Origin of the sequence: Devosia chinhatensis, assembly GCF_000969445.1 — a bacterium.
In the GTDB taxonomy this organism is placed as follows: Bacteria; Pseudomonadota; Alphaproteobacteria; order Rhizobiales; family Devosiaceae; genus Devosia; species Devosia chinhatensis.
In genome coordinates this window covers 911,211-930,669 of record NZ_JZEY01000061.1, presented here as the reverse complement: position 1 = coordinate 930,669, position 19,459 = coordinate 911,211, and the positions used below count along the sequence as shown (strand labels likewise).

21 protein-coding genes and 1 tRNA gene are annotated in these 19,459 nt (G+C 63.5%); 13 read left to right on the top strand and 9 right to left on the bottom strand.

Features of this window, described 5'->3' with window-relative positions:
• The first annotated feature begins 84 nt into the window (after nt 1-84).
• The 3 genes from VE26_RS14915 to VE26_RS14905 all read left to right on the top strand — a co-directional run bounded on the left by VE26_RS14915 (nt 85) and on the right by VE26_RS14905 (nt 2,468).
• Nucleotides 85-651 (top strand): NifU family protein, encoded by a 567-nt coding sequence (locus VE26_RS14915; RefSeq protein WP_046105936.1) that lies wholly within the window; start codon nt 85-87, stop codon nt 649-651.
• A 126-nt stretch (nt 652-777) separates the two neighbouring features.
• On the top strand, nt 778-1,971 hold the full coding sequence (locus VE26_RS14910; protein ID WP_046106417.1) for a class I SAM-dependent RNA methyltransferase: 1,194 nt from the start codon (nt 778-780) through the stop codon (nt 1,969-1,971).
• Between the two features lie 110 nt (nt 1,972-2,081).
• Nucleotides 2,082-2,468 carry a DUF2147 domain-containing protein gene (locus VE26_RS14905; protein ID WP_046105935.1) on the top strand — a complete coding sequence of 129 codons (387 nt, stop codon included), beginning with the start codon at nt 2,082-2,084 and terminating at the stop codon, nt 2,466-2,468.
• Between the two features lie 51 nt (nt 2,469-2,519).
• On the opposite strand, the gene VE26_RS14900 is transcribed toward VE26_RS14905, so the two are convergent.
• From VE26_RS14900 to VE26_RS14885, 4 genes are all read right to left on the bottom strand, one after another.
• Nucleotides 2,520-3,344, bottom strand: coding sequence for a sugar phosphate isomerase/epimerase family protein (locus VE26_RS14900; RefSeq protein WP_046105934.1), 825 nt, complete (start codon nt 3,342-3,344; stop codon nt 2,520-2,522).
• Nucleotides 3,341-4,510, bottom strand: coding sequence for a dihydrodipicolinate synthase family protein (locus VE26_RS14895; protein ID WP_046105933.1), 1,170 nt, complete (start codon nt 4,508-4,510; stop codon nt 3,341-3,343). The genes VE26_RS14900 and VE26_RS14895 overlap by 4 nt, the downstream gene beginning before the upstream one ends.
• Before the next feature lie 150 nt (nt 4,511-4,660).
• The gene (locus VE26_RS14890; protein ID WP_046105932.1) at nt 4,661-5,812 is read right to left on the bottom strand and encodes a Gfo/Idh/MocA family protein; all 1,152 of its coding nucleotides are present in this window, start codon (nt 5,810-5,812) and stop codon (nt 4,661-4,663) included.
• Between the two features lie 102 nt (nt 5,813-5,914).
• A complete protein-coding gene (locus VE26_RS14885; protein ID WP_052715947.1) occupies nt 5,915-6,661 on the bottom strand; it encodes a sulfite exporter TauE/SafE family protein in 747 nt (248 codons plus the stop codon).
• Nucleotides 6,662-6,876: 215 nt separating this feature from the next.
• Here VE26_RS14885 and VE26_RS14880 point away from each other — a divergent pair, with 215 nt between their 5' ends.
• The 4 genes from VE26_RS14880 to VE26_RS14865 all read left to right on the top strand — a co-directional run bounded on the left by VE26_RS14880 (nt 6,877) and on the right by VE26_RS14865 (nt 10,780).
• A complete protein-coding gene (locus VE26_RS14880) occupies nt 6,877-7,917 on the top strand; it encodes a Bug family tripartite tricarboxylate transporter substrate binding protein (RefSeq protein WP_052715946.1) in 1,041 nt (346 codons plus the stop codon).
• Nucleotides 7,918-8,064: 147 nt separating this feature from the next.
• Nucleotides 8,065-8,607 carry a tripartite tricarboxylate transporter TctB family protein gene (locus VE26_RS14875; protein ID WP_052715945.1) on the top strand — a complete coding sequence of 181 codons (543 nt, stop codon included), beginning with the start codon at nt 8,065-8,067 and terminating at the stop codon, nt 8,605-8,607.
• Between the two features lie 9 nt (nt 8,608-8,616).
• On the top strand, nt 8,617-10,143 hold the full coding sequence (locus VE26_RS14870) for a tripartite tricarboxylate transporter permease (protein WP_046105931.1): 1,527 nt from the start codon (nt 8,617-8,619) through the stop codon (nt 10,141-10,143).
• The gene (locus tag VE26_RS14865; RefSeq protein ID WP_046105930.1) at nt 10,121-10,780 is read left to right on the top strand and encodes a TetR/AcrR family transcriptional regulator; all 660 of its coding nucleotides are present in this window, start codon (nt 10,121-10,123) and stop codon (nt 10,778-10,780) included. Before VE26_RS14870 ends, VE26_RS14865 begins: the two co-directional genes overlap by 23 nt.
• Nucleotides 10,781-10,906: 126 nt before the next feature.
• Here the strand turns inward: VE26_RS14865 and VE26_RS14860 are convergent, their stop codons facing one another.
• Nucleotides 10,907-11,620: a PadR family transcriptional regulator gene (locus VE26_RS14860; protein ID WP_052715944.1), complete on the bottom strand. Its 714-nt coding sequence runs from the start codon at nt 11,618-11,620 to the stop codon at nt 10,907-10,909.
• 163 nt (nt 11,621-11,783) lie between these two features.
• Entirely contained in the window at nt 11,784-12,782 is a 999-nt protein-coding gene (locus VE26_RS14855; RefSeq protein WP_046105929.1) for a complex I NDUFA9 subunit family protein, read from the bottom strand.
• Between the two features lie 243 nt (nt 12,783-13,025).
• Here VE26_RS14855 and VE26_RS14850 point away from each other — a divergent pair.
• Nucleotides 13,026-13,110: transfer RNA gene (locus VE26_RS14850), tRNA-Leu, on the top strand.
• Nucleotides 13,111-13,147: 37 nt separating this feature from the next.
• Here VE26_RS14850 and lnt read toward each other — a convergent pair.
• Nucleotides 13,148-14,764, bottom strand: a complete 1,617-nt coding sequence (gene lnt, locus VE26_RS14845) for an apolipoprotein N-acyltransferase (RefSeq protein ID WP_046105928.1) — start codon at nt 14,762-14,764, stop codon at nt 13,148-13,150.
• A gap of 188 nt (nt 14,765-14,952) precedes the next feature.
• Between lnt and tsaB the strand changes: the two genes are divergently transcribed.
• From tsaB to VE26_RS14820, 5 genes are all read left to right on the top strand, one after another.
• The gene (tsaB, locus tag VE26_RS14840; protein ID WP_052715943.1) at nt 14,953-15,576 is read left to right on the top strand and encodes a tRNA (adenosine(37)-N6)-threonylcarbamoyltransferase complex dimerization subunit type 1 TsaB; all 624 of its coding nucleotides are present in this window, start codon (nt 14,953-14,955) and stop codon (nt 15,574-15,576) included.
• Nucleotides 15,573-16,052, top strand: a complete 480-nt coding sequence (gene rimI / locus VE26_RS14835) for a ribosomal protein S18-alanine N-acetyltransferase (RefSeq protein ID WP_046105927.1) — start codon at nt 15,573-15,575, stop codon at nt 16,050-16,052. Before tsaB ends, rimI begins: the two co-directional genes overlap by 4 nt.
• 90 nt (nt 16,053-16,142) lie before the next feature.
• Entirely contained in the window at nt 16,143-16,523 is a 381-nt protein-coding gene (locus VE26_RS14830) for a Fur family transcriptional regulator (RefSeq protein WP_046106411.1), read from the top strand.
• Between the two features lie 12 nt (nt 16,524-16,535).
• On the top strand, nt 16,536-17,351 hold the full coding sequence (locus VE26_RS14825; RefSeq protein WP_084620550.1) for a lysophospholipid acyltransferase family protein: 816 nt from the start codon (nt 16,536-16,538) through the stop codon (nt 17,349-17,351).
• Nucleotides 17,352-17,438: 87 nt separating this feature from the next.
• Complete coding sequence (locus tag VE26_RS14820; protein WP_046105926.1) at nt 17,439-17,660, top strand: hypothetical protein; 222 nt, start codon at nt 17,439-17,441, stop codon at nt 17,658-17,660.
• Nucleotides 17,661-17,665: 5 nt separating this feature from the next.
• Here the strand turns inward: VE26_RS14820 and VE26_RS14815 are convergent, their stop codons facing one another.
• On the bottom strand, nt 17,666-17,923 hold the full coding sequence (locus VE26_RS14815; protein ID WP_046105925.1) for a hypothetical protein: 258 nt from the start codon (nt 17,921-17,923) through the stop codon (nt 17,666-17,668).
• Nucleotides 17,924-18,138: 215 nt separating this feature from the next.
• On the bottom strand, nt 18,139-19,446 hold the full coding sequence (gene pncB, locus VE26_RS14810; protein ID WP_046105924.1) for a nicotinate phosphoribosyltransferase: 1,308 nt from the start codon (nt 19,444-19,446) through the stop codon (nt 18,139-18,141).
• Nucleotides 19,447-19,459: the final 13 nt, after the last annotated feature.

The following is a 19,459-nucleotide window of genomic DNA, read 5'->3' as shown; positions in this document are numbered from 1 at the left end:
CAAAAAGAGACGATCACAAGCCTTGCATAAGCGCCGCAAAAGGCTATTTTAGAAGCGTTCTAATCGTAAACGCGCAGGCATTGCATGTTCATCCAGACCGAAGCCACGCCCAACCCGGCGACGCTGAAATTCCTGCCCGGCCGTGACGTGCTCACCGGCGAGCCGCGCGATTTCCGTTCTCCCGAAGCTGCCGCGGCCTCGCCGCTGGCGACGGGGCTCTTTGCCATTTCTGGGGTGACCGGCGTCTTCCTGGGGTCCGATTTCATTTCGGTCACCAAGGACGACACCAATTGGGCCCATATCAAGCCGGCCATTCTTGGCGTGATCATGGACCATTTCCTCTCCGGCAAGCCGGTGATCGCCGAAACCGGCGCCGCCCAGGTCGATTTCGACGAGATCGAGGAATTCTACGAAGACGACGACAAGGAGATGGTGGAAGTCATCAAGGAGCTTCTGGCCACACGCGTGCGTCCGGCCGTTGCGATGGATGGCGGCGACATCATCTTCAAGGGCTTCAAGGAAGGCACCGTGTTCCTCCATATGCAGGGCGCCTGTTCGGGCTGCCCCTCTTCTACCGCTACCCTCAAGAGCGGCATCGAGAACCTGCTCCGCCATTTCGTGCCGGGCGTTGAATCGGTGCAGCAGGTCTGAGCCGAGCCAGTTTTGCAGCAAGCCAGGGGCCCGATGAGCGATCATCGGGCCTTTGTCTTTGAGGGATTGGTTTTGCCGGTCAAACCCGCTAGGCCAAAAAACAGCAAGCCCCAAACCGAAGCGCCCATGACCATCACAACCACAATCGACAGCCTCGGCCACAGGGGCGAGGGCATCGCCCATATCGACGGCAGCCGGGTCTTCGTGCCCTTCACCCTGCCGGGCGAAGAGGTGACGATCACCCGCGATGGCGAGCGCGGCCAGCTCCTCGACGTGCTGTCGCCGGCGGCAGACCGCGCCGAACCCTTCTGCCCCTATTTCGGACGCTGCGGGGGCTGCCAGCTGCAGCACCTCGATGCCGAGCGCTACCAGGCCTTCAAGACCGGCCTCGTGGAAACGCCGCTGCGCCAGACGGGGCTCGAGGCACAGGTTTCCCGGTTCGTCCTGGCCCATGGTGCAGGGCGGCGCCGCGCCACACTGCATGCCCGCAGGGATGCGGCCGGTTACATGCGGATCAGAAGCCACGAGCTGCTCGACATCGAAGCCTGCCCCATCCTGGTGCCGGCTTTGACGCGGGCGCCGCAGATCGCCCGGGCGCTGGGCGCGGCGATCGGGGAATGCGACCTGGCTTTTACCGCCACCAATACAGGGATCGACGTGGGCATCCGCAAGGCAGCCAAACAGACGCGCGCGGAAAAACTGGTGCCGCTGGCCAATCAGCTGGGCCTGGCGCGGCTGGCGCTCGAGGGGGAGATGGTTTCCCTGCGCCAGCAGCCGAGCATCGGCATGGGACGTGCCACAGTCGAACTGCCGATCGGCTCCTTCCTTCAGGCAACGGCCGAGGCCGAGCAGGTGCTGGCCGATTATGTGCTGGGCGCCGTCGGCAAGGCCAAGACCATTGCGGACCTCTTCTGCGGCATCGGACCCTTTGCGCTGCGGCTGGCGGAGAAAGCCTCCGTCTATGCGGCCGACAGCGACAAGCCGGCCGTGCTGGCGCTCGACAAGGCGGCGCGCCACACCAAAGGGCTCAAGGGGATCACGATCAAGGCGCGCGACCTGTTCCGCGACCCCCTCACCCGGTTCGAACTCAATTTCGACTGCGTGGTGCTCGATCCGCCGCGCGCCGGAGCGCAGGCGCAGGTCAAGGAAATCGCGCTCTCCAAGGTCAAGCGGGTGGTGATGGTGGCCTGTGACCCCAAGACCTTCGCCCGCGATGCTGAACAGCTCGTTCAAGCAGGGTTCATGTTGCGTGACCTAATAGCGGTAGACCAGTTCGCTTGGTCTACGCACATTGAAGTGGCTGCGACCTTCGAGCGGTAACATTTGGCAACCCAATGCGAGCCGATGCGTTTGCTACGCCAGGGCTTGTATTTCAATTACATCCGCGCCCGAAACAGATCGGGCGCGACGACGCATGGAGTAAACCACGAATGTTTGCAAAATCTCTTGTTGCTGCCGCCGCAATTGCCTTGTCCCTGGCGGTCCCCACCATGGCTCAGGACGCTGCCAGCCCGGATGGCACCTGGGTCGACCGTTGGGGCACCAGCTTCACCTTTTCGCTCTGCGGCGACGGCACTCAGCTTTGCGGCGTGCTGAATGACATTCAGGGCGACAGCCGCACTGAAGAGAACCTGCAGTTCGTGAACCAGGAAGTGGTGCGCGGCACCCAGACCGGTCCGAACAAGTGGGAAGGCGATATCGCGCTGAACGGCGGCAATGCCAAGGCCACTGTGGAGCTGACCGGCGCGGATACGCTCAAGATCACCGGCTGTCGCGCCGCGATCTTGTGCTCGAGCATCGATTACCAGCGTCAGTAATCGCGGCTCACACCCGAAAACGCCCCGGACCACGGTCCGGGGCTTTTTGTTTCAGCACTTTGTGGCTACGCGATCCTTGATAATTGCCAGGACCTCGTCGCCCGGCCGCTTCCACCAATTGTCCTGGCTGAAGATTTCGACCTCCTGAGGCCCAAAAAAACCCGCGTCCTCGATCATCTTGCGAATGCCGGGCAGGTCGATGACGCCATCGCCCATCATGCCCCGATCAAGCAGCATATCCTTGGTCGGCACCAGCCAGTCACAGATGTGATGCGCAAAAATCCGCTTCATTCTTCCGGCCCGGGCGATGGCATTGGCGAGATTGGGGTCCCACCAGACATGGTAGACGTCGATGGCGACCCCTACGGTCTCGCCCAGGTCCTCGCAGATATCGAGCGCCTGATCGATGGTGTTTACGCAGGCGCGGTCGGCGGCATACATGGGATGCAAGGGCTCGATTGCGATCTTGACCCCCGATGCCTTGGCATGAGGCAGCATGGCGGCGATGCCATCGGCAACCATCCGGCGGGCGCCCCCAATGTCGCGGCTGCCCTCGGGCAGGCCGCCCACAACCAGGACCAGACAATCGGCATTGAGCGCTGCGGCTTCGTCGATGGCGCGGAGGTTGTCGTCGATATTGGCCTGTCGCCCCTCCGCGCTCGCAGCCGGGAACATGCCGCCGCGGCAGACGCCGGTGACCTGAAGCTTGTTTTCGCGCACGATGCGCGCTGCCTCATCAAGACCGATGGCCGCGATCTGGTCACGCCAAGGGGAGATGGCGGTGATGCCGGCGCGCAGGCACCCGTCCACCGCTTCGGCAAAGCCCCAGACCTGGCGGGTGGTGGCGAGATTGAGCGAAATACCCCGATCGGTCATGCCGGGACTCCATTCACCGCCAGCACCGCCTGCATCCGTGCCGTTGCCAGTTCCGGATCGGCAAGGACGCGCGCCTTGTCGGCAAGGCGGAACAATTCGGCCAGGTGCTGGACCGAACGCGTCGATTGCTGGCCGCCGATCATCTGGAAATGATCCTGGAGGCCGTTAAGATAGGCGAGAAAGACAACGCCGGTCTTGTAGAAGCGGGTCGGTGCCGCAAAGATATGGCGGCTGAGCGGCACGGTGGGCTCGAGAATATCGAAGAATTCCTGGCTATTGCCCTTACCCAAGGCGGCAAGACCCGCCGAGGCGGCTGGCGCGATGGCGTCGAAAATGCCGAGCAGGGCGTGGGAATAGCCCTGATCGTCGCCAGCGATGAGTTCGGCATAGTTAAAATCGTCGCCGGTATACATCTTCACGCTTGCCGGCAGGCGCCGGCGCATGGCGATTTCCTTTTCCGCCGAGAGCAGGGAAATCTTGATGCCGTCGACCTTGTCGGCATGGGCAGCGATGACGTCGAGGCAGGTGTCCATCGCGGCGTCGTGGTCGATAGTGCCCCAATAGCCCTGAAGGGCTGGATCGAACATCTCGCCCAGCCAATGCATGATCACCGGCTGTTTGACTTGGCTCAGCACATGGCCATAAACGCGGGCATAGTCATCGGGGGATTTGGCCGCCGCCGCCAGCGCCCGGCTGGCCATGAGGATGACCCGGCCGCCCTCGCCTTCGACAAAGCCGACCTGCTCGTCATAGGCCTTGATGATGTCGTCGATTGTGACATCGGGGCCCGGCATGAGGTGATCGGTGCCGGCACCATAGGCAATGAGGCTATCATCGCGCGTCCGCGCTTCGGCCTGCGAGCGGCGGATCAGCTCCTGCGCTTCGGCCCAGGTCAGGCCCATGCCGCGCTGCGCGGTGTCCATGGCCTCGGCCACGCCCAGGCCCAGATCCCACATGCGATGACGGAACTTGAGCGTCGTGTCCCAATCGATGGCCGGGGTCAGCCAGGGATCATTGCTGGCCAGCGGATCGGCGACGACATGGGCCGCCGAATAGGCAATGCGCGGAAAGTCCGTCGCCTTGAACTTGACGAAGGGAATGGGATCGCCTGTCAGCGTATAGGGGCTGATGGAGCGGTCGGGATTGGGCAGGTTGAGTGTGGGCATTCTGGCCTCCGGAAGGCCCCCTCACCCGGCCTTCGGCCGACCTCTCCCCGAGGGAGAGGTGAAGAGGGCACAATGAATGGTCTTGCGTCACCTCTCCCTTGGGGGAGAGGAGGGCCCCAAAAAGGGCCGGATGAGGGACCTTTCGTCCGCTTAGAATTCCAGCTTCGGCACATCCAGCCAGCGGCGTTCTTCCCAGCTCTTGAGACCAAGCTCGGCCAGCTGTACGCCTTTGGCGCCGGCTTCGAGGCCATATTCCCAAGGGGCATCTTCGGCGACGTGGCGGAGGAACATTTCCCACTGCGCCTTGAAGCCGTTATCGGCGGGCCAATTGTCCGGCACTTCTTCCCAGTCATTGAAGAAATTCATGGTCTGCGGCTGGTCGGGATTCCAGACCGGCTTGGGGGTATTGACGCGGTGCTGGGTCCAGCATTTGTGCAGGCCCGCCACGGCCGAGCCATGGGTGCCATCGACATGGAAGGTCACGAGATCGTCGCGCCGGACACGGGTGGTCCAGCTCGAATTGATCTGGGCGATCACCCCGCCTTCGAGCTGGAAGGTGGCATAGGCTGCATCATCGGTGTCGCAATCGAACGTATTGCCCTTCTCGTCCACACGCTGGGGAATGTGGGTGGCGCCCAGGCACGAAACGGCCTGCACTTCGCCGAAGAGATTGTCCATGACGTAGCGCCAGTGGCAGAGCATATCGAGGATGATGCCGCCGCCGTCATTCTTGCGATAGTTCCAGCTCGGGCGCTGCGCCTTCTGCCAATCGCCTTCGAAGACCCAATAGCCGAATTCGCCGCGCACCGAGAGGATCTTGCCGAAAAAGCCGCTATCGCGGAGCATCTTGAGCTTCATCAGGCCCGGCAGGAACAGCTTGTCCTGCACGACGCCATGTTTCAGCCCCGAGGCACGGGCGGTCCTGGCCAGGTTCACGGCCACTTCGAGATCGTCCGATGTCGGCTTTTCGCAATAGACGTTCTTGCCGGCGGCCAGAGCCCGCTCGAGCAGGCCCGCGCGCATCAGGGTCGTGCCGGCATCGAAGAAGATGGTGTCATCGGGATTGGCAAGCGCTGCATCGAGATCGGTGCCCCAGCGGGCAATGTTGTGCTTTTTGGCCAGCGCTTCGATCTTATCCTTGTCGCGGCCCACAATGATCGGGTCGACAACGAGCCGGTCGCCATTCCTGAGCGTTATGCCGCCCTGGTCGCGGATCGCCAGGATCGAGCGCACCAGATGCTGATTGTAGCCCATGCGTCCGGTGACGCCATGCATGATGATGCCGATGCGCTGTTCAGCCATTCTATCCTCCCCAGGACGATCGTCCGTGTAACTGATTGGTTACTTCCGTATAACAGCGATGGGGTCGGCGTCAAGCGGATGGCCGTTCGACCTTGGTCGCGGTCAAAGGCCGAGCACCATCTTGAGGCCCATGAGGCCGAGGAAGATCAGGATCATGAGATCGAAGGCGCGACGGCTGAGCCGGCCGGCCAGGGCCTGGCCAATTGGCATGAAGACCAGGATCGGTATCATGGCGAGCAGCGCCTCGACGATCCAGGCGGGCTGCATGATGCCGCTGACCACCAAGGCGGGAAACTGCACCAGTCCCAGCACGAGGAACATGGCCGAGACGGCGTAGAGGTGGGCGCCGCGCTCGAGACCCATGGCGTGGATGAACGTGACCCCGACTGGGGCGGAAATGCCGGTGGCGCCCTGCAGCACGCCACTGCCGAAGCCAGCGAAGGGCCCGCCGCGCCGCGCCAGGCCGGCATCGACTGAAAGATGCGGGCGGCTGATCTTAAGCAGAAAATAGCCCAAAAGCAGCACGCCGAGGGAAAAGACGAGGGTGCGCTCGGGCAGGCTGTGCAGGGCCAGCGTGCCCAAGATGACGCCCAATCCGCCTGCGAACAGAAAGAGTGGCAGGAAACGCATGCGTTCGGATTGCCCGGCGGTTCGGAACTGCCAGAGCTGGAGCGCATTGGTCAGCACCTGCGTGACGGCCATGATGCCCACGGCATGTTGCAGGCCGAAGGCCGTCGTCAGCACCGGCAGGGCAATGAGCGGCAGGCCCATCCCGGTTGCGCCCTTGACGATGGCGCCCGCAGCCAATGCCAAGCCCAAAACCGCCAGCCGTTCCAGTTCGAAGTCCACCTTGCCCCCCGCAGCATAACGATGGGGTGCAGATCGCGCCCGCTGAAGACGACTTAGTCTCAAAATTCGTCCCGTGGCAAATATTTGCGCGCGACGTCAGCCGATCACTTTACTCACCGCGTGGTTACTTCTGGCTTGACAGGGCTGGCCCAGGCTCGCAAGTTCCGAAGCGAGAGCCAAAAAAACCGGCCTCGCCACAAGGGAGGATTTTGAGGATGACGCAATCATTGCGGCTCATCCTGGCGTCGGGCACTGCCCTGTTGACGCTGGGAACAGCCATGTCTTTCGCCCAGGAATGGACGCCCGACCGGCCGATCAACCTGATCGTGCCATGGGGTGCAGGCGGCTCGACCGACCAGGTCACCCGCGTCACCGCACCGATCCTGGCCGAAGCGCTCGGGGTCGAGGTCGTGGTGGTCAACCAGCCAGGCGCATCGGGGGCCATCGGCACCCAGGAAGTGCTCAACGCGGCCAAGGATGGCTATACTTGGACGGCCAATGCCATTGCCAACAATGCCACCTATTCGATCACCGGGCTGCTGCCCGATACCAATATCGACGACTGGCATATCTATCTCTCCGTGGCCAATGTGCCGGTGGTCTCGGTGCCGGCAGACAGCGAGTTCACCGATTTCGGGCAATTGCTTGAAGTTTTCCAGACGCGCGGCAATTCGGTGACCGTGGCCACGGCGGGCATAACGTCTTCCGGTGGCGGCGCCATCGCAGCCCTTTCGGGAGCGGCGGGCGGTTTCGACTACAATATGATCACCTATGACGGCGGCGGCCCTGCAGCCATTGCCACGGCCTCGGGCGAGGCCATGGTGACCACCCAGTTGGCGGTGGAACAGACGGAACTGATCCGCGGCGGCCGTCTGAGGGCGCTGGCGGTTCTGTCCGACCAGCCACTGGTGCTCGATGGTGTCGACCCCATCCCGCCGATCACGAACTGGATGCCCGAGATGGAACTGGCCCCCGACTATTTCGGCATTTTCGTGCCGGTCGGCGTGCCAGACGAAGTGGTGGCGACGCTTGACAGGGTCTGGTCCGAGCAGGTGGCCAATTCGGAAGCCATCAGAACCTATGCCGAGACGTTTGGCGCGGTCTTTGCTCCGTCCTACGGCGCCGAAGCCCGGGCTCTTGCCATGCCGGTTGTGATCCTTGAAGCCTGTGACGCGGCCGAGCGCGGCGAAGCAGTGGTGGATCCTTCAACGATCGGCATCGATTGCGAAACGCGCACGGAAGTGGGCGGCAACTAAGACGTGGCGGGAGGCCGTCTGCCCACGCAGCCGGCCTCCCGCCACCCATTCTCATCGCCCGTATGCTGCCGGCACAAGGATTGTCCGGACGCAACGGGTGATGGCGATCATCATGGCAGCGCGCGCGCGCCGACAGGCCCGGACATTATGACCACCGAACCCGCCCCCCTTCCATCCGACGATGACATCAATCCCGCCATGATCCGTGCGGATCTGCTGGCAGGGCTGGTCTTCATTGTGCTGGGCGTTGCCATTTTCTATGGCGCCTGGACCATGGACCGGCTCGAGGTGCGCCGCATCCATCCCTTGACGGTACCGGGCCTGGTGCCCGGCATACTCAGCGCCGCGCTGACCCTGTGCGGGGCCATTCTGTCCCTGCGCTCCCTGCGCGCACCGGCCGAACAGGGCTGGCAGACCCTGGGGCAGGCGCTGTTTTCAGGCGCGGCGGGCCGCGCCATGGCGGTGATGGCGCTCGCCCTCATCTATACGCTGGGCCTGGTTGGCACCTTGCCCTTCTGGGCCGCCACGGCGATTTTCGTCTTCTGCTTCATCATGGTGTTCGAATGCTGGCTGGCCACGCCACGCCGGCCGCTCATGCCCTCGCTGTTCTGGGCGCTCGGCCTGTCGATCACCGTTTCCGCCATTGTCACGCTGGTCTTCCAGCGGGCTTTTCTCGTGCGACTGCCTTAGGAGGGCGCCATGCTCGACGGCCTCTCGATGCTGGGCAATGGCCTGGTCCATTTCCTTACCCCGCTCTCGCTGTTCAATATCGCCTGGGCGACGCTTCTGGGCATCATCATCGGTGCATTGCCGGGGCTTACCGCCACCATGGGCGTCGCCCTTCTGGTGACGCTCACCTACAAGATGGCGCCGGATCAGGCGATCCTGTGCCTGATGTGTCTTTATTCCGGCGCCATTTATGGCGGCAGCCGCACGGCCATCCTGCTCTCCATTCCGGGCACCCCGGCCAGCGCGGCGACCACGCTCGACGGTCATCCACTGGCTTTACAGGGCAAGGCCGGCATGGCCATGGGCCTGGCCACGACCTCATCGACGCTGGGCACGCTGGTGGGCATCGTCGCCCTGGCCCTGATCGCGCCGCTCCTGGCGGAAGCGGCCTTGCGTTTCGGCACCTATGAGTTTTTCTGGCTGGCGCTGTTCGGCGTCATCATTTCGGGCCAGCTGACCGCTATCGACGATCCGCTCAAGGGTTATATTGCCGGCATTCTCGGCCTGCTCGTGGCCATGGTCGGCATGGAAACCCTGCATGCCCATCAACGATTCACCTTCGGCATTCCTGCGCTGGGCGGCGGCATCGACCTCATCCCCGCCATGGTCGGCGCCTTCGGCTTCGCCGAAATTCTGGGTGTGATGAAACGCTCCGCGCAGGCGCGGATCGTCTCAGCCGGCGACCGTGTCGTGCCACCGCTTTCCGAAGTCTTCCGCTACAAGTGGACCACTTTGCGCTCGGGGATTATCGGCACCTTCGTGGGCATCGTGCCCGGCGTGGGCGAGGATGTGGGGGCCTGGGCCTCCTATGCCGCCGCCAAGCGGACCAGCAAGGAAAAGCATCTGTTCGGCAAGGGCAGCCAGGAAGGGCTGATTGCCGCCGAAACCGGCAATTCAGCGGTCGTGCCGGGGGCCATGATCCCGACCCTGACGCTGGCGCTGCCCGGTTCGGCCTCCGCTGCCGTCCTGATCGCGGCCATGTTCATCCACGGCATCCGCCCCGGCCCGCTGCTGATGACGGAAAATCCGGAATTCCTCTACCAGATCGTGGCAATTCTGTTCTTCTCAACCATCGCCATCCTCGTCTTCGGACTGACCCTCACCAAGCCCTTGCTGACCGTGCTGTCGGTACCGCGCGAGCGGTTGATGGCCGTGGTCTATGTGCTGTGCGTCGTGGGCTCGTTTGCCATCACCCAGCGCATGTTCGATGTCTATGTCATGCTGGGTTTCGGCATTGTCGGCTTCATCCTGCGGGAGATGAAATATCCCATGGCGCCGCTCGTGCTGGGGATCATTCTGGGGGATTTGCTCGACCTCAATCTGAGGCGCGGGCTGATGCTGACCAATGGCGATCCCAGCCCGTTCTTTACCCGCCCGATCTCTGCTGTTATCTGCCTGATCATTGTCGTCACCATCCTCATGTCCATTCCGGCGGTAAACCGACGTGTCCGAGCCCTCTTCACCCGCAAGCGCGGTGGCGTCGAAGCCCAAGGCTGAGACGGTCAAGCGGCCGCGCAATTCGGCCAAGACCAAGGCCTCCATCCTGGCTGCGGCCCGGGTGGAGTTTGCCGATCGGGGGTTTGAAGGGGCACGAGTGGATGCCATTGCCGAGCGGGCAGGCGCCAACAAGCGCCTGCTCTACCATTATTTCGGCAACAAGGAAGAGCTCTACCGGGCAGTGCTGCTGGATGCCTACCAGGAAATCCGGCGCGGCGAACGGGCGCTCTCGCTCGATCAATATGACCCGGTGCAGGCGATGGACCGGCTGGTGCGCTTCACCTTCCGGCATTTTCTCGCCAATCCCTGGTTTCCGCGCCTCTTGGGCACAGAAAACATCGAGAATGCGCGCTTCCTCAAGACGCTGCCCGACATCAAGGCGCTGCATTCCCCGCTCGTGGGACAGATCGCGGCGATCATCGAACGCGGCGCTGCTTCGGGCATTTTCCGCCGCGATGTCGATCCGGTGCAGCTTTATATTTCGGTCGCCGCACTCGGCTTTTTCTACGTGTCCAACACGGCCACGCTTTCGGTGATCTTCGAGCGTGATCTCTCGAGCGTGGGCATGGTGCAGGAACGCGAGGCCCATGCAGTGCAGATGGTCCTCGATTTTCTCAGGACCAAGCCGGGGGCGTAAGACGTGCGCAGGCCGCCGCCGCGGCGTCATTGCCCACTCGTCCGGCCCCTCCCTATCCAGGCGAAAAGTGGACCACCCGGACATGCCGGGTGGTAACACAGAATATGGCGTCTGCCTTCCGCGACCCTAGAGATCGACCTCGTCGTCAGCCAAGCCATCGACTTCGGCGGCAGCCCGCCGGAGGATGTCAGCGGCACGGCGCTGCTGCTCGTCGCTGCCCTTGCGGGCTTTCTTGAGGGCCTGCTTGAGCGCCTTGCGGGCCGCTTCGAGTTCGGGCACGGCATCGTGCATCGGCTGGTCCGGCGCAGAGCGTTCCGAACGCCCGCCCCAATTGGGGGGCACGTTGCCATCCTCGGGACGGGATTGGTCGCCGAAGGGAAAGTCTGCCCGCACGAATTCGCGGAAGCGGTTCATCTGTTCGCCGGTCCGGGCCAGGAAATCCAGCGTCGAGGCCACCGATTCGCGATTTTCCGCCAGATGCGTCCGGCCTTCATCGGTGATGGTGTAGAGCTTCTTGTTGCCATCGGCCGAGGAGGTCACGTAACCGGCTTCCTCGAGAAATGTCAGCGCCGGGTAAACTATGCCGGGACTGGGTGAATAGACCCCATTCGAGCGCTCTTCCACCGCCTTGATCAGGTCATAGCCATGGCGGGGCTGCTGCTCGATGAAGTAGAGCGCCACAAGGCGCAGGTCGCCCGAGGCCAGCATGCGCCCGACGCGCACATTGCCCCCCCAGTTACCGAATTCGTCGTCAGCCATCCGCTGCATCCGGCCCCAGCCACGCCGCGCCATCTGCTCGATCTTGCGCCAGTTCGGCTCGCCATTGTTCCAGTAGCTCATGACCTATCTCCAGATATATCTTGAAAGCCCGTGACCCAGAAGATCGGCGTCGGACAGCGCGGTTTCAAGATATATCTTGGACTATTTGTTCGGCTCTTCTAAGACATAAAAGAAGCCCCCGACCACAAGGTCGGAGGCTTGAACATGGCAAGAAAATCAAGCGTCAGGCGGCGACGCTGCCGCCCGATTGCGACTTGTCATCGCGATCGAATTCGCCGTGTCGACGGAAACGCCACATATAGGTGGGCAGGATCGCATCCATGCTGGTGGGCACGATGCCGAAGGCGGCCAGGGTGCGCTTGTCGCGAATGGCCTCTTCGGAAACGACATTGTCGACGCCCAGCAATTCGACCTGGTCGCCTGTGACCAGCGGCTTGGTCGGCAGGATGCCCAGGATCGAGGCGCCGAGCTTGGCAAGGCCCGATGGGAACGGCACGAGCGGGCGCTTGCGGCCGGCCTCGCGCAGGATGCGTTCCATCAACGCCTTGTGGCTCTCCACATCCGGGCCCCCCAGTTCATAGACGCGGCCGGTCTTGACTTTGCCCTCTGCCGCCTGGGCGAAGGCTTCGGCCACGTCCCCGACGAAAACTGGCTGGAACAGGGTCTTGCCTGAAATCAGCGGCATGACCGGGAACATGCGCGCCAGGGTGCCCATCAGATTGAAGAAGCCATCGCCCTGCCCGAAAATCAGCCCCGGCCGCATGACGACGGCCTCGGGGAAGGCGGCGAGCACGGCCTGTTCGCCGCGGAACTTGCTAGCGGCATAAAGGCTGACATCGGCCGCCTTGTCGACGCCAAGGGCGGACATGTGCACGAAGGCGGAAACGCCGGCCTGCTTGGCCAGTTGCGCGACGAGCGCGGCGCCCTGCACATGCACGGCCTCGAAGCTCTGCGGGCCCTTTTCATGGCCGACGCCAACCAGGTTGATGACGATATCCGCGCCCTCGACGGCACGACGCACGGAATCGGCATTGCGCAGATTGGCCTGGATCGGCATGACCTGTCCGACATTGCCGAAAATGCGGGTCTTGCCGGCGAGGTCCGGCCGGCGGACGGCTACGCGGATGCGATAGCCCTGGCGCGCCAGGATCTGGACCAGATGGGTGCCGACGAATCCCGACCCACCAAAAATGGTGACGAGCTTGGGAAGGGTGCGATCCATCTGGAAACTCCGGCAGGCAGGATTGTGTCAGCCGCTTCTACCGCAAGCGGCTCGCTTCTGTCGAGCCTTTGCCCGGGGCGAGAACGGCGTGGGCAAAAGCCCTTTCGTGATCCGTCGGCCCAGTCTCGAGGGCGCGGCAGGGGCCGATCTCGCCGTTATAAAACATTGGGATGGGGCAAAGTTCTGAAACCTGCACAAAGCGCATTGACAATGTCGGGGCAGCAACCTAGTTACTCGCCCGTCGCCCAGATGGCGGAATTGGTAGACGCGCACGGTTCAGGTCCGTGTGCCGCAAGGCGTGAAGGTTCGAGTCCTTTTCTGGGCACCAATTTCAAAACCCCGTAGCCGCAAGGCTGCGGGGTTTTCTATTTCTGGAGCCGGCGCCGGCCGCGACGGGAGGCCACAAACCCGACCAGCATGCCGGCGAGAACGGCGATCAGAAACGGCCAGTGGCGCACCTGGGCGAAGACGGTGCCGCTGAGCTTTTGATGGGGCCGCACATCGAGAGCCGCCATCTCGCCGGGTGCCAGCCGCGCAGTGACCCGCCCCAACGGGTCGGTGGCGAAGGTAAGGCCGGTATTGGCCACGCGCACCAGGCTCATGCCTTCCTCGACGGCCCTGATGCGGGCGTGATGGGCATGCTGGGCCGGGCCGACGGAACCGTCAAACCAGGCGTCGTTGGTGAGGTTGAGGAGGAACTGGGCGCCCGAGACCTCTCCCAGATCGCCCGAGAAGATGATTTCGTAACAGACCAGGATCAGCGCGGCGGGCGTATTGGGCAGAGCCATCAGCCGTCGCCGCGCATCGCCCGCAGACCAGCCCTCGGCGCCGGGCACGAACTGGGTGATGCCCAGCCGCGAGAACAGCTCCGCAAACGGCAAATATTCGCCGAAAGGCACGAGGTGGGCCTTGTCGTATGAGGCGATGATTTCCCCGTCGCTATTGATGGCAACGACCGAATTATGGGGCGGCTGGCCGGGCTGGGCGCCATCGAGCGCCAGGGGACGCCGCGGCACCCCGGCGATCAGGGTCGCCTGATCGGGCAGCATGCGGGCAATACGGGCCAGCGCATCGGGATAGGATTCGAGGAAGAAGGGCAGGCTCGATTCGGGCCAGACCAGGTGGGTAATGTCCGCCAGGCCCTGATCGGAGGGGTCCATGCGCATGTCGGAGAGCATGACCAGCCGGTCCACCAGTGCCACCGGGTCGACATTGCCGAAATCGGCATGCTCATAAACGAGCGGCTGGACAAGCCGCAGCGCCATGTCCTGCCGCTCAGTCGAGACATTGCCCGCCAGACGGTTCCAGCCATAGCCGAGCTGCAGCGACACGACGAGCAGCGCAAGGAAGAACGGCGCCAGCCTGCGCGACCAGGAGCGGTCGTCGGCAGGCCAGATCAGGGCCGGCGTCATGGCCAGAAGCGGCGCGAGAAAAGTCAGCCCATAAACCCCGATCACCGAAGCAAGCTGCATCATTTCGTCTGTGCCGGTGAGGCTATAGCCCAGGAGATCGAACGGAAAACCGGTAAAGACATGCCCACGCAGGAATTCGGCTGCGGCCAGCCAGGCCGCCAGGGTCAGAATGCGTGTCCAGCCGTGGCTCCAGAACAGATGCGCCAGCGCACTGGCAAAGCCCCAGAACAGGGCGATCAGCGCTGCCAGCGCCGCCACGGCAAATGGCATGGCGCCCAGCACCCAGCCGCCATCGACAAAAAAGGCGGCACCCAGCCAATGGAAGCCGACGAGAAAATAGCCCCAGCCAAAGGCGAAGCCGATGGTGAAGGCCGGACCGAAGAGACGCCGCCAGCCCCGGCGGTGCTCGGCGCCATCGAGCGCCCAGACCCAGACGGGCATGGCCAGGAACAACACGGGCAAAAGGAAAAACGGCGGCACCGACAGCCCCGCAAGCGCACCGGCAGCCAAAAGCAGCAGGAAGCGGCGCCATCCCTGGCTCAACATGGCGGTTTCGGCCAGCCAGGTCATGGCTGGAGGGGGAACGAATCACGGCGCATGCGGGCAAGGTGGTCGCAGCCGGGATGGGCGTCAAGGCAGTGGACTCGGGCCGCGGCGAAAGGGTAGGAGTGCAAAGGCCAGGCACGGGACTGTGCATCTGTCACCCTGCCCTGAAATTGACGCGACGGACGCTGCGCGTTCCGGGCTCAGGATAGGTCATGACGCAGAAGATCACCCTCGCCATCGATACGGCCGCCCCGCGCCTGCAACTGGCCCTGACCCTGCCCGATGGCGGCATCGATGTGCTGGTCGAGGATATCGCCAAGGGCCATGCGGAGATCCTTTTCGACCGCATCGGGCAGCTTCTGGGCCGCAATGGCACCGATTATGCCGATCTCGATCGCATCGCCGTCACCACGGGTCCGGGATCGTTTACCGGATTGCGCATCGGGCTCTCGGCCGCACGCGGACTGGGGCTGGCGCGAAACCTGCCGGTCCTCGGCATTCCCAGCCTGTTCGCTCTATCGCTTTCAGGGTCGGGGGGACCGGTCGCGGTGCTGATCGATGCCCGCCGGGGCGAAGCCTATTTCGAGAGCTTTGCAGCCCCTGGCGAGGGCGGCGATGGTCCGCGTCTGCTGCCGATGGCGATGGCGCAGGCCGCCATACCCGAGGCGGCGCAGCTGATCGACACGCCCTTCGTCGATATCGGCGCCATGGCACAATTTGCCGCGAAAGCCGACGCCCTCGCCTATCCGCCGCACGCCTCCTATATCCGGGATGCCGATGCCAAGCCGCAGGATGCGGCACGCATTCCCCGGCGACTGGCGGATGAGCGGACATGATGAAGTTGTGGATGGCCCCAGGGGGGCTGCATGTAGAGCCTGCCGAGAGCGGCGACGCCAAGGATCTGGCGCGGATCCATGCGCAGAGCTTCTACCGGGGCTGGCCCAGCGAGGACTTTGCCAGCTTCCTCGGGGACCGGACCAGCCCGGCCTATATCGCCTGCGACAGCCGGCGGCGCATTGCCGGTTTTGCGCTCATTCGCCTCGCCGCCGACGAATCCGAGCTTCTGACCATTGCCGTCGATCCCCGCTGGCGGGGCAAGGGGCTGGGAAAGGCGCTGATGGATGCAGTCTTTGCCGATCTCATGCTGTCGCCGGCACGGCGCATGTTTCTCGAGGTGGACGAGCAGAACGAAGCCGCTATCCGGCTCTATGCGCGGCTGGGCTTTGCCAGGATTTCCGCTCGCAAGGGCTATTATGCCCGGCCCGACGGGTCCGCCGCCACCGCGCTTGTCATGGCGCGCGATCTTGGTTAACCCGGTCCTGACGATGACCGGCCAGGGAGCAATGGCGTGAGCAAAAATCCAGCCGAGCCGACGCTCGAGGAAGCCTGCGTGGCTCGCGGCATGCGCATGACCGACCAGCGCCGGGTGATTGCCCGGGTGATCGAGGGCGCGTCCGACCATCCGGACGTGGAAGAGCTCTACCGGCGTGCATCTTCGGTCGATCCGCGCATTTCGCTTTCCACCGTCTATCGCACCGTCAACCTCTTCGAGGAAGCCGGGCTCGTCACCAAGCACGATTTCAAGGATGGCCGCGCGCGGTTCGAGCTCATTCCGGACGAGCACCACGATCACCTCATCGATATTCGAAGCGGCACCGTGATCGAGTTCCGCAACGAGGAAATCGAGGCGATCCAGGAAGTGATCGCCAAGCGGCTTGGCTACAAGCTGGTGGACCACCGGCTCGAACTCTATGCCGTGCCCATCTCTGACAAAAAGGCCTGAGGCGCCTCGGAAATGATCCTACGGACGTTGTTCTTCTTATTCGTCTTCGTGCCCTTTCTGATCGTGGTCATCCCCCTGCAGGCGGTGATCATCGCCCTCAAGCTTCCGATATGGACGGTGCTGCCGCGCCTGTTCCACCGCCTGGGATGCCTGTTCCTGGGCCTGCGGGTCACCGTTATCGGCACGCCCTCGACCGGGCGCCCCACGCTCATGGTGTCCAACCATATCTCGTGGACCGACATCGTGGCCCTGGGCTCGGTGGCGAACGTCACCTTCGTGGCCAAGCGTGAAGTGGGCAAATGGCCGTTCGTGGGGATGATGGCGGACCTGCAGCGCACCATTTATGCCGACCGCACGCGCCGCTCGGAAACCGGGCGCACGGCCCGCGCCATGGGAGAGCACATGGCCGGTGGCAACGCGGTGCTGCTGTTTGCCGAGGGGCAGTCCGATATCGGCACCCATGTGCTCCCCTTCCGCTCGGCGCTGATCGGCGCAGCGCAGCACGCCATGATCGAGGCCGGGGCCAGGGACGTGGTGATCCAGCCCGTCACCATCGCCTATACGCGCCTGCAGGGCCTGCCCGTCAGCCGCAACGAGCGTTCGCTGATCGCCTGGATCAAGTCCAAGTCCGTCCGCCAGAATGTCCGCGAGATTCTGTCCGGCCCGGTCAAGGACCTCACCATTGCCTTCTCGACCCCCATGCCGCTGAGCCAGAGCGACGACCGCAAGGCCGTGAGCAAGGTTGCGGAGGCGCAGGTGCGCGCCATGCTGGTGGCGCTCAATCGTGGCCTGCCGCTGCCGCAAACCTTTCAGAACACACAAGTTTAGCCATTAGGCTTAACTGCCGAAGGCGCTTTGGGCCGGCAGCGGCATTGGCTATTGAGGCATCGTACCGATCCTCGGGGGACAGGGACGATGAGCTGGGAAATCGTAGCAATCTGGATTCTCGTGACGACGACAGTCGTCTGGTTCGTGCGCGACGAGCGCCTGCGCCGACGGATGCTGGCCGAGGCCGCCGTCATGCAAGCGCCGGTGCCGACCGCGACCCGGGCCCATGCCGGCATCGACAGGGACGACGCCCGCGCCAGAGCCGCCCGCCGGCGCTTTGTGGCCGCGCTCTGCCGCGCCGAAGACTGAGAGGATCAGGCGGATCGCGGCAGCAGATGCTGCTTGAGGCGCCCCACGATATCGGCCGCCTTGACCATGAGGGCCAGTTCCACATCATCGGAACTCATGCCGTCATGCACGTCGATCCAGACCGGCACGAGCAAGTCGTGACGCACCTGCTTGCCACCCAGGGTTTCGCTCAGCACGGCTCTAACCTTGCCCGTCACCCGGTTGGGAATGCGGGGATGAGGCTGGTGCTCGGACAGCGCGATATCGATCAGGTCAAGGCTCATTCCGGCTCCAGTGGAGCCCCCATCGACCAGATTGGCCGTGGATGGTTCACGCAGCCTTAACGTCATGGCCGCAGCGGAGGTTCTCCACTTCAGCTGGGTCGACGCAACGGGTGCGGAAGCGCATCATATCCGCGCCGGCTCAGGGCGCTGGGGACTAATGCTGACATGTCAGCACGCCATGAGATAGTGCGATTCTCGGCCCCTCGAAAGGCCTGCTAGACGCGCACGGCGTGTTCCACCCGCCCTGTGTCGCCAAAGACACGCAGGTAGCGCGCGATCTCCCCCGGCTCGCCCGTGGCCTTGGCCGGATTGTCCGACAGCTTGACCGCAGGACGCCCATTGGCCTCGGACACCTTGGCGACAATCGAGATCGGCTTGAGCATGGGATTACGGTCCGGCGCACAATCCTCGAAGTCATTGGTGAGATTGGTGCCCCAGCCGAACGCCATGCGCACCTTCCCGTCGAAATGGAGATAGGCATCCTCGATCATCTCGACATCGAGCCCGTCCGAAAAGATCAGGAGCTTTTCCCTCGGATCGCGGCCACGCTGCTTCCAGAAGGCGATGATCTTCTCGCCGCCCTCTATTGCCGGGGCGCTGTCGGGACGAAAACCGGTCCAGTCCGCCACCCAGTCGGGTGCATCGCGCAAAAAGGCATCGGTGCCGAAGGCATCGGGCAATACGATCAGCAGATTGCCGCCATAATAGCTTTTCCAGTCCTGCAGGACCCGATAGGGCGCTTCGCGCAATTCCTCGTCGGACCGCGCCAGGGCGGCCAGCACCATGGGCAGTTCGTGGGCATTGGTGCCCAGGGCTTCGAGATCGCTGTCCATCGCCAGCTTGACGTTGGAGGTGCCGGTGAAATTGTCGCCGATCCCTTCCTTGAGGGCCTCGACGCACCAGCGCTGCCAGAGAAAGGAATGGCGGCGGCGGGTGCCGAAATCGGAAATCCGCAGATCGGGCAGCTTTTGCAGCCGCTCGACCTTTTCCCACATCCGGGCCTTGGCGCGCGCATAGAGGACGTCGAGCGTGAAAGGGCCGTAATCCTTCATGGCAGCGCGGGAGCGCAATTCGTTGATGATCGCCAGCGCCGGAATTTCCCACATCGTGGTCTCGACCCAAAGGCCGGGAAATTCCAGCACGAACTGGCCGTCGCGTTGTTCGAGGCGATATTCGGGGAGCTGGAAATTCTCCAGCCAGCGCAGGAAGCCGGGCTGGAAGATCTGGCGCGAGCCGTAAAAGCTGTTGCCGGCCAGCCAGATCATTTCCTTCTTGGAAAAGCGCAGCGTGCGGCAATGGTCGAGCTGGGCGCGCAATTCGTCGATATCGATCTCGTCGGCCAGACGGACCGAACGGGTGCGGTTGATCAGGCTGAACGTGGCCTCGACCTTGGGATAAAGGCCCCAGACCATCTGCAGCATCAAAAGCTTGTAGAAATCGGTATCGAGCAGGCTCCTGACGATCGGGTCCAGCTTCCAGGTATGGTTGTGCACCCGGCGCGCAATATCGGTGAAGGTGGCCATGTTCGCTCCAGTT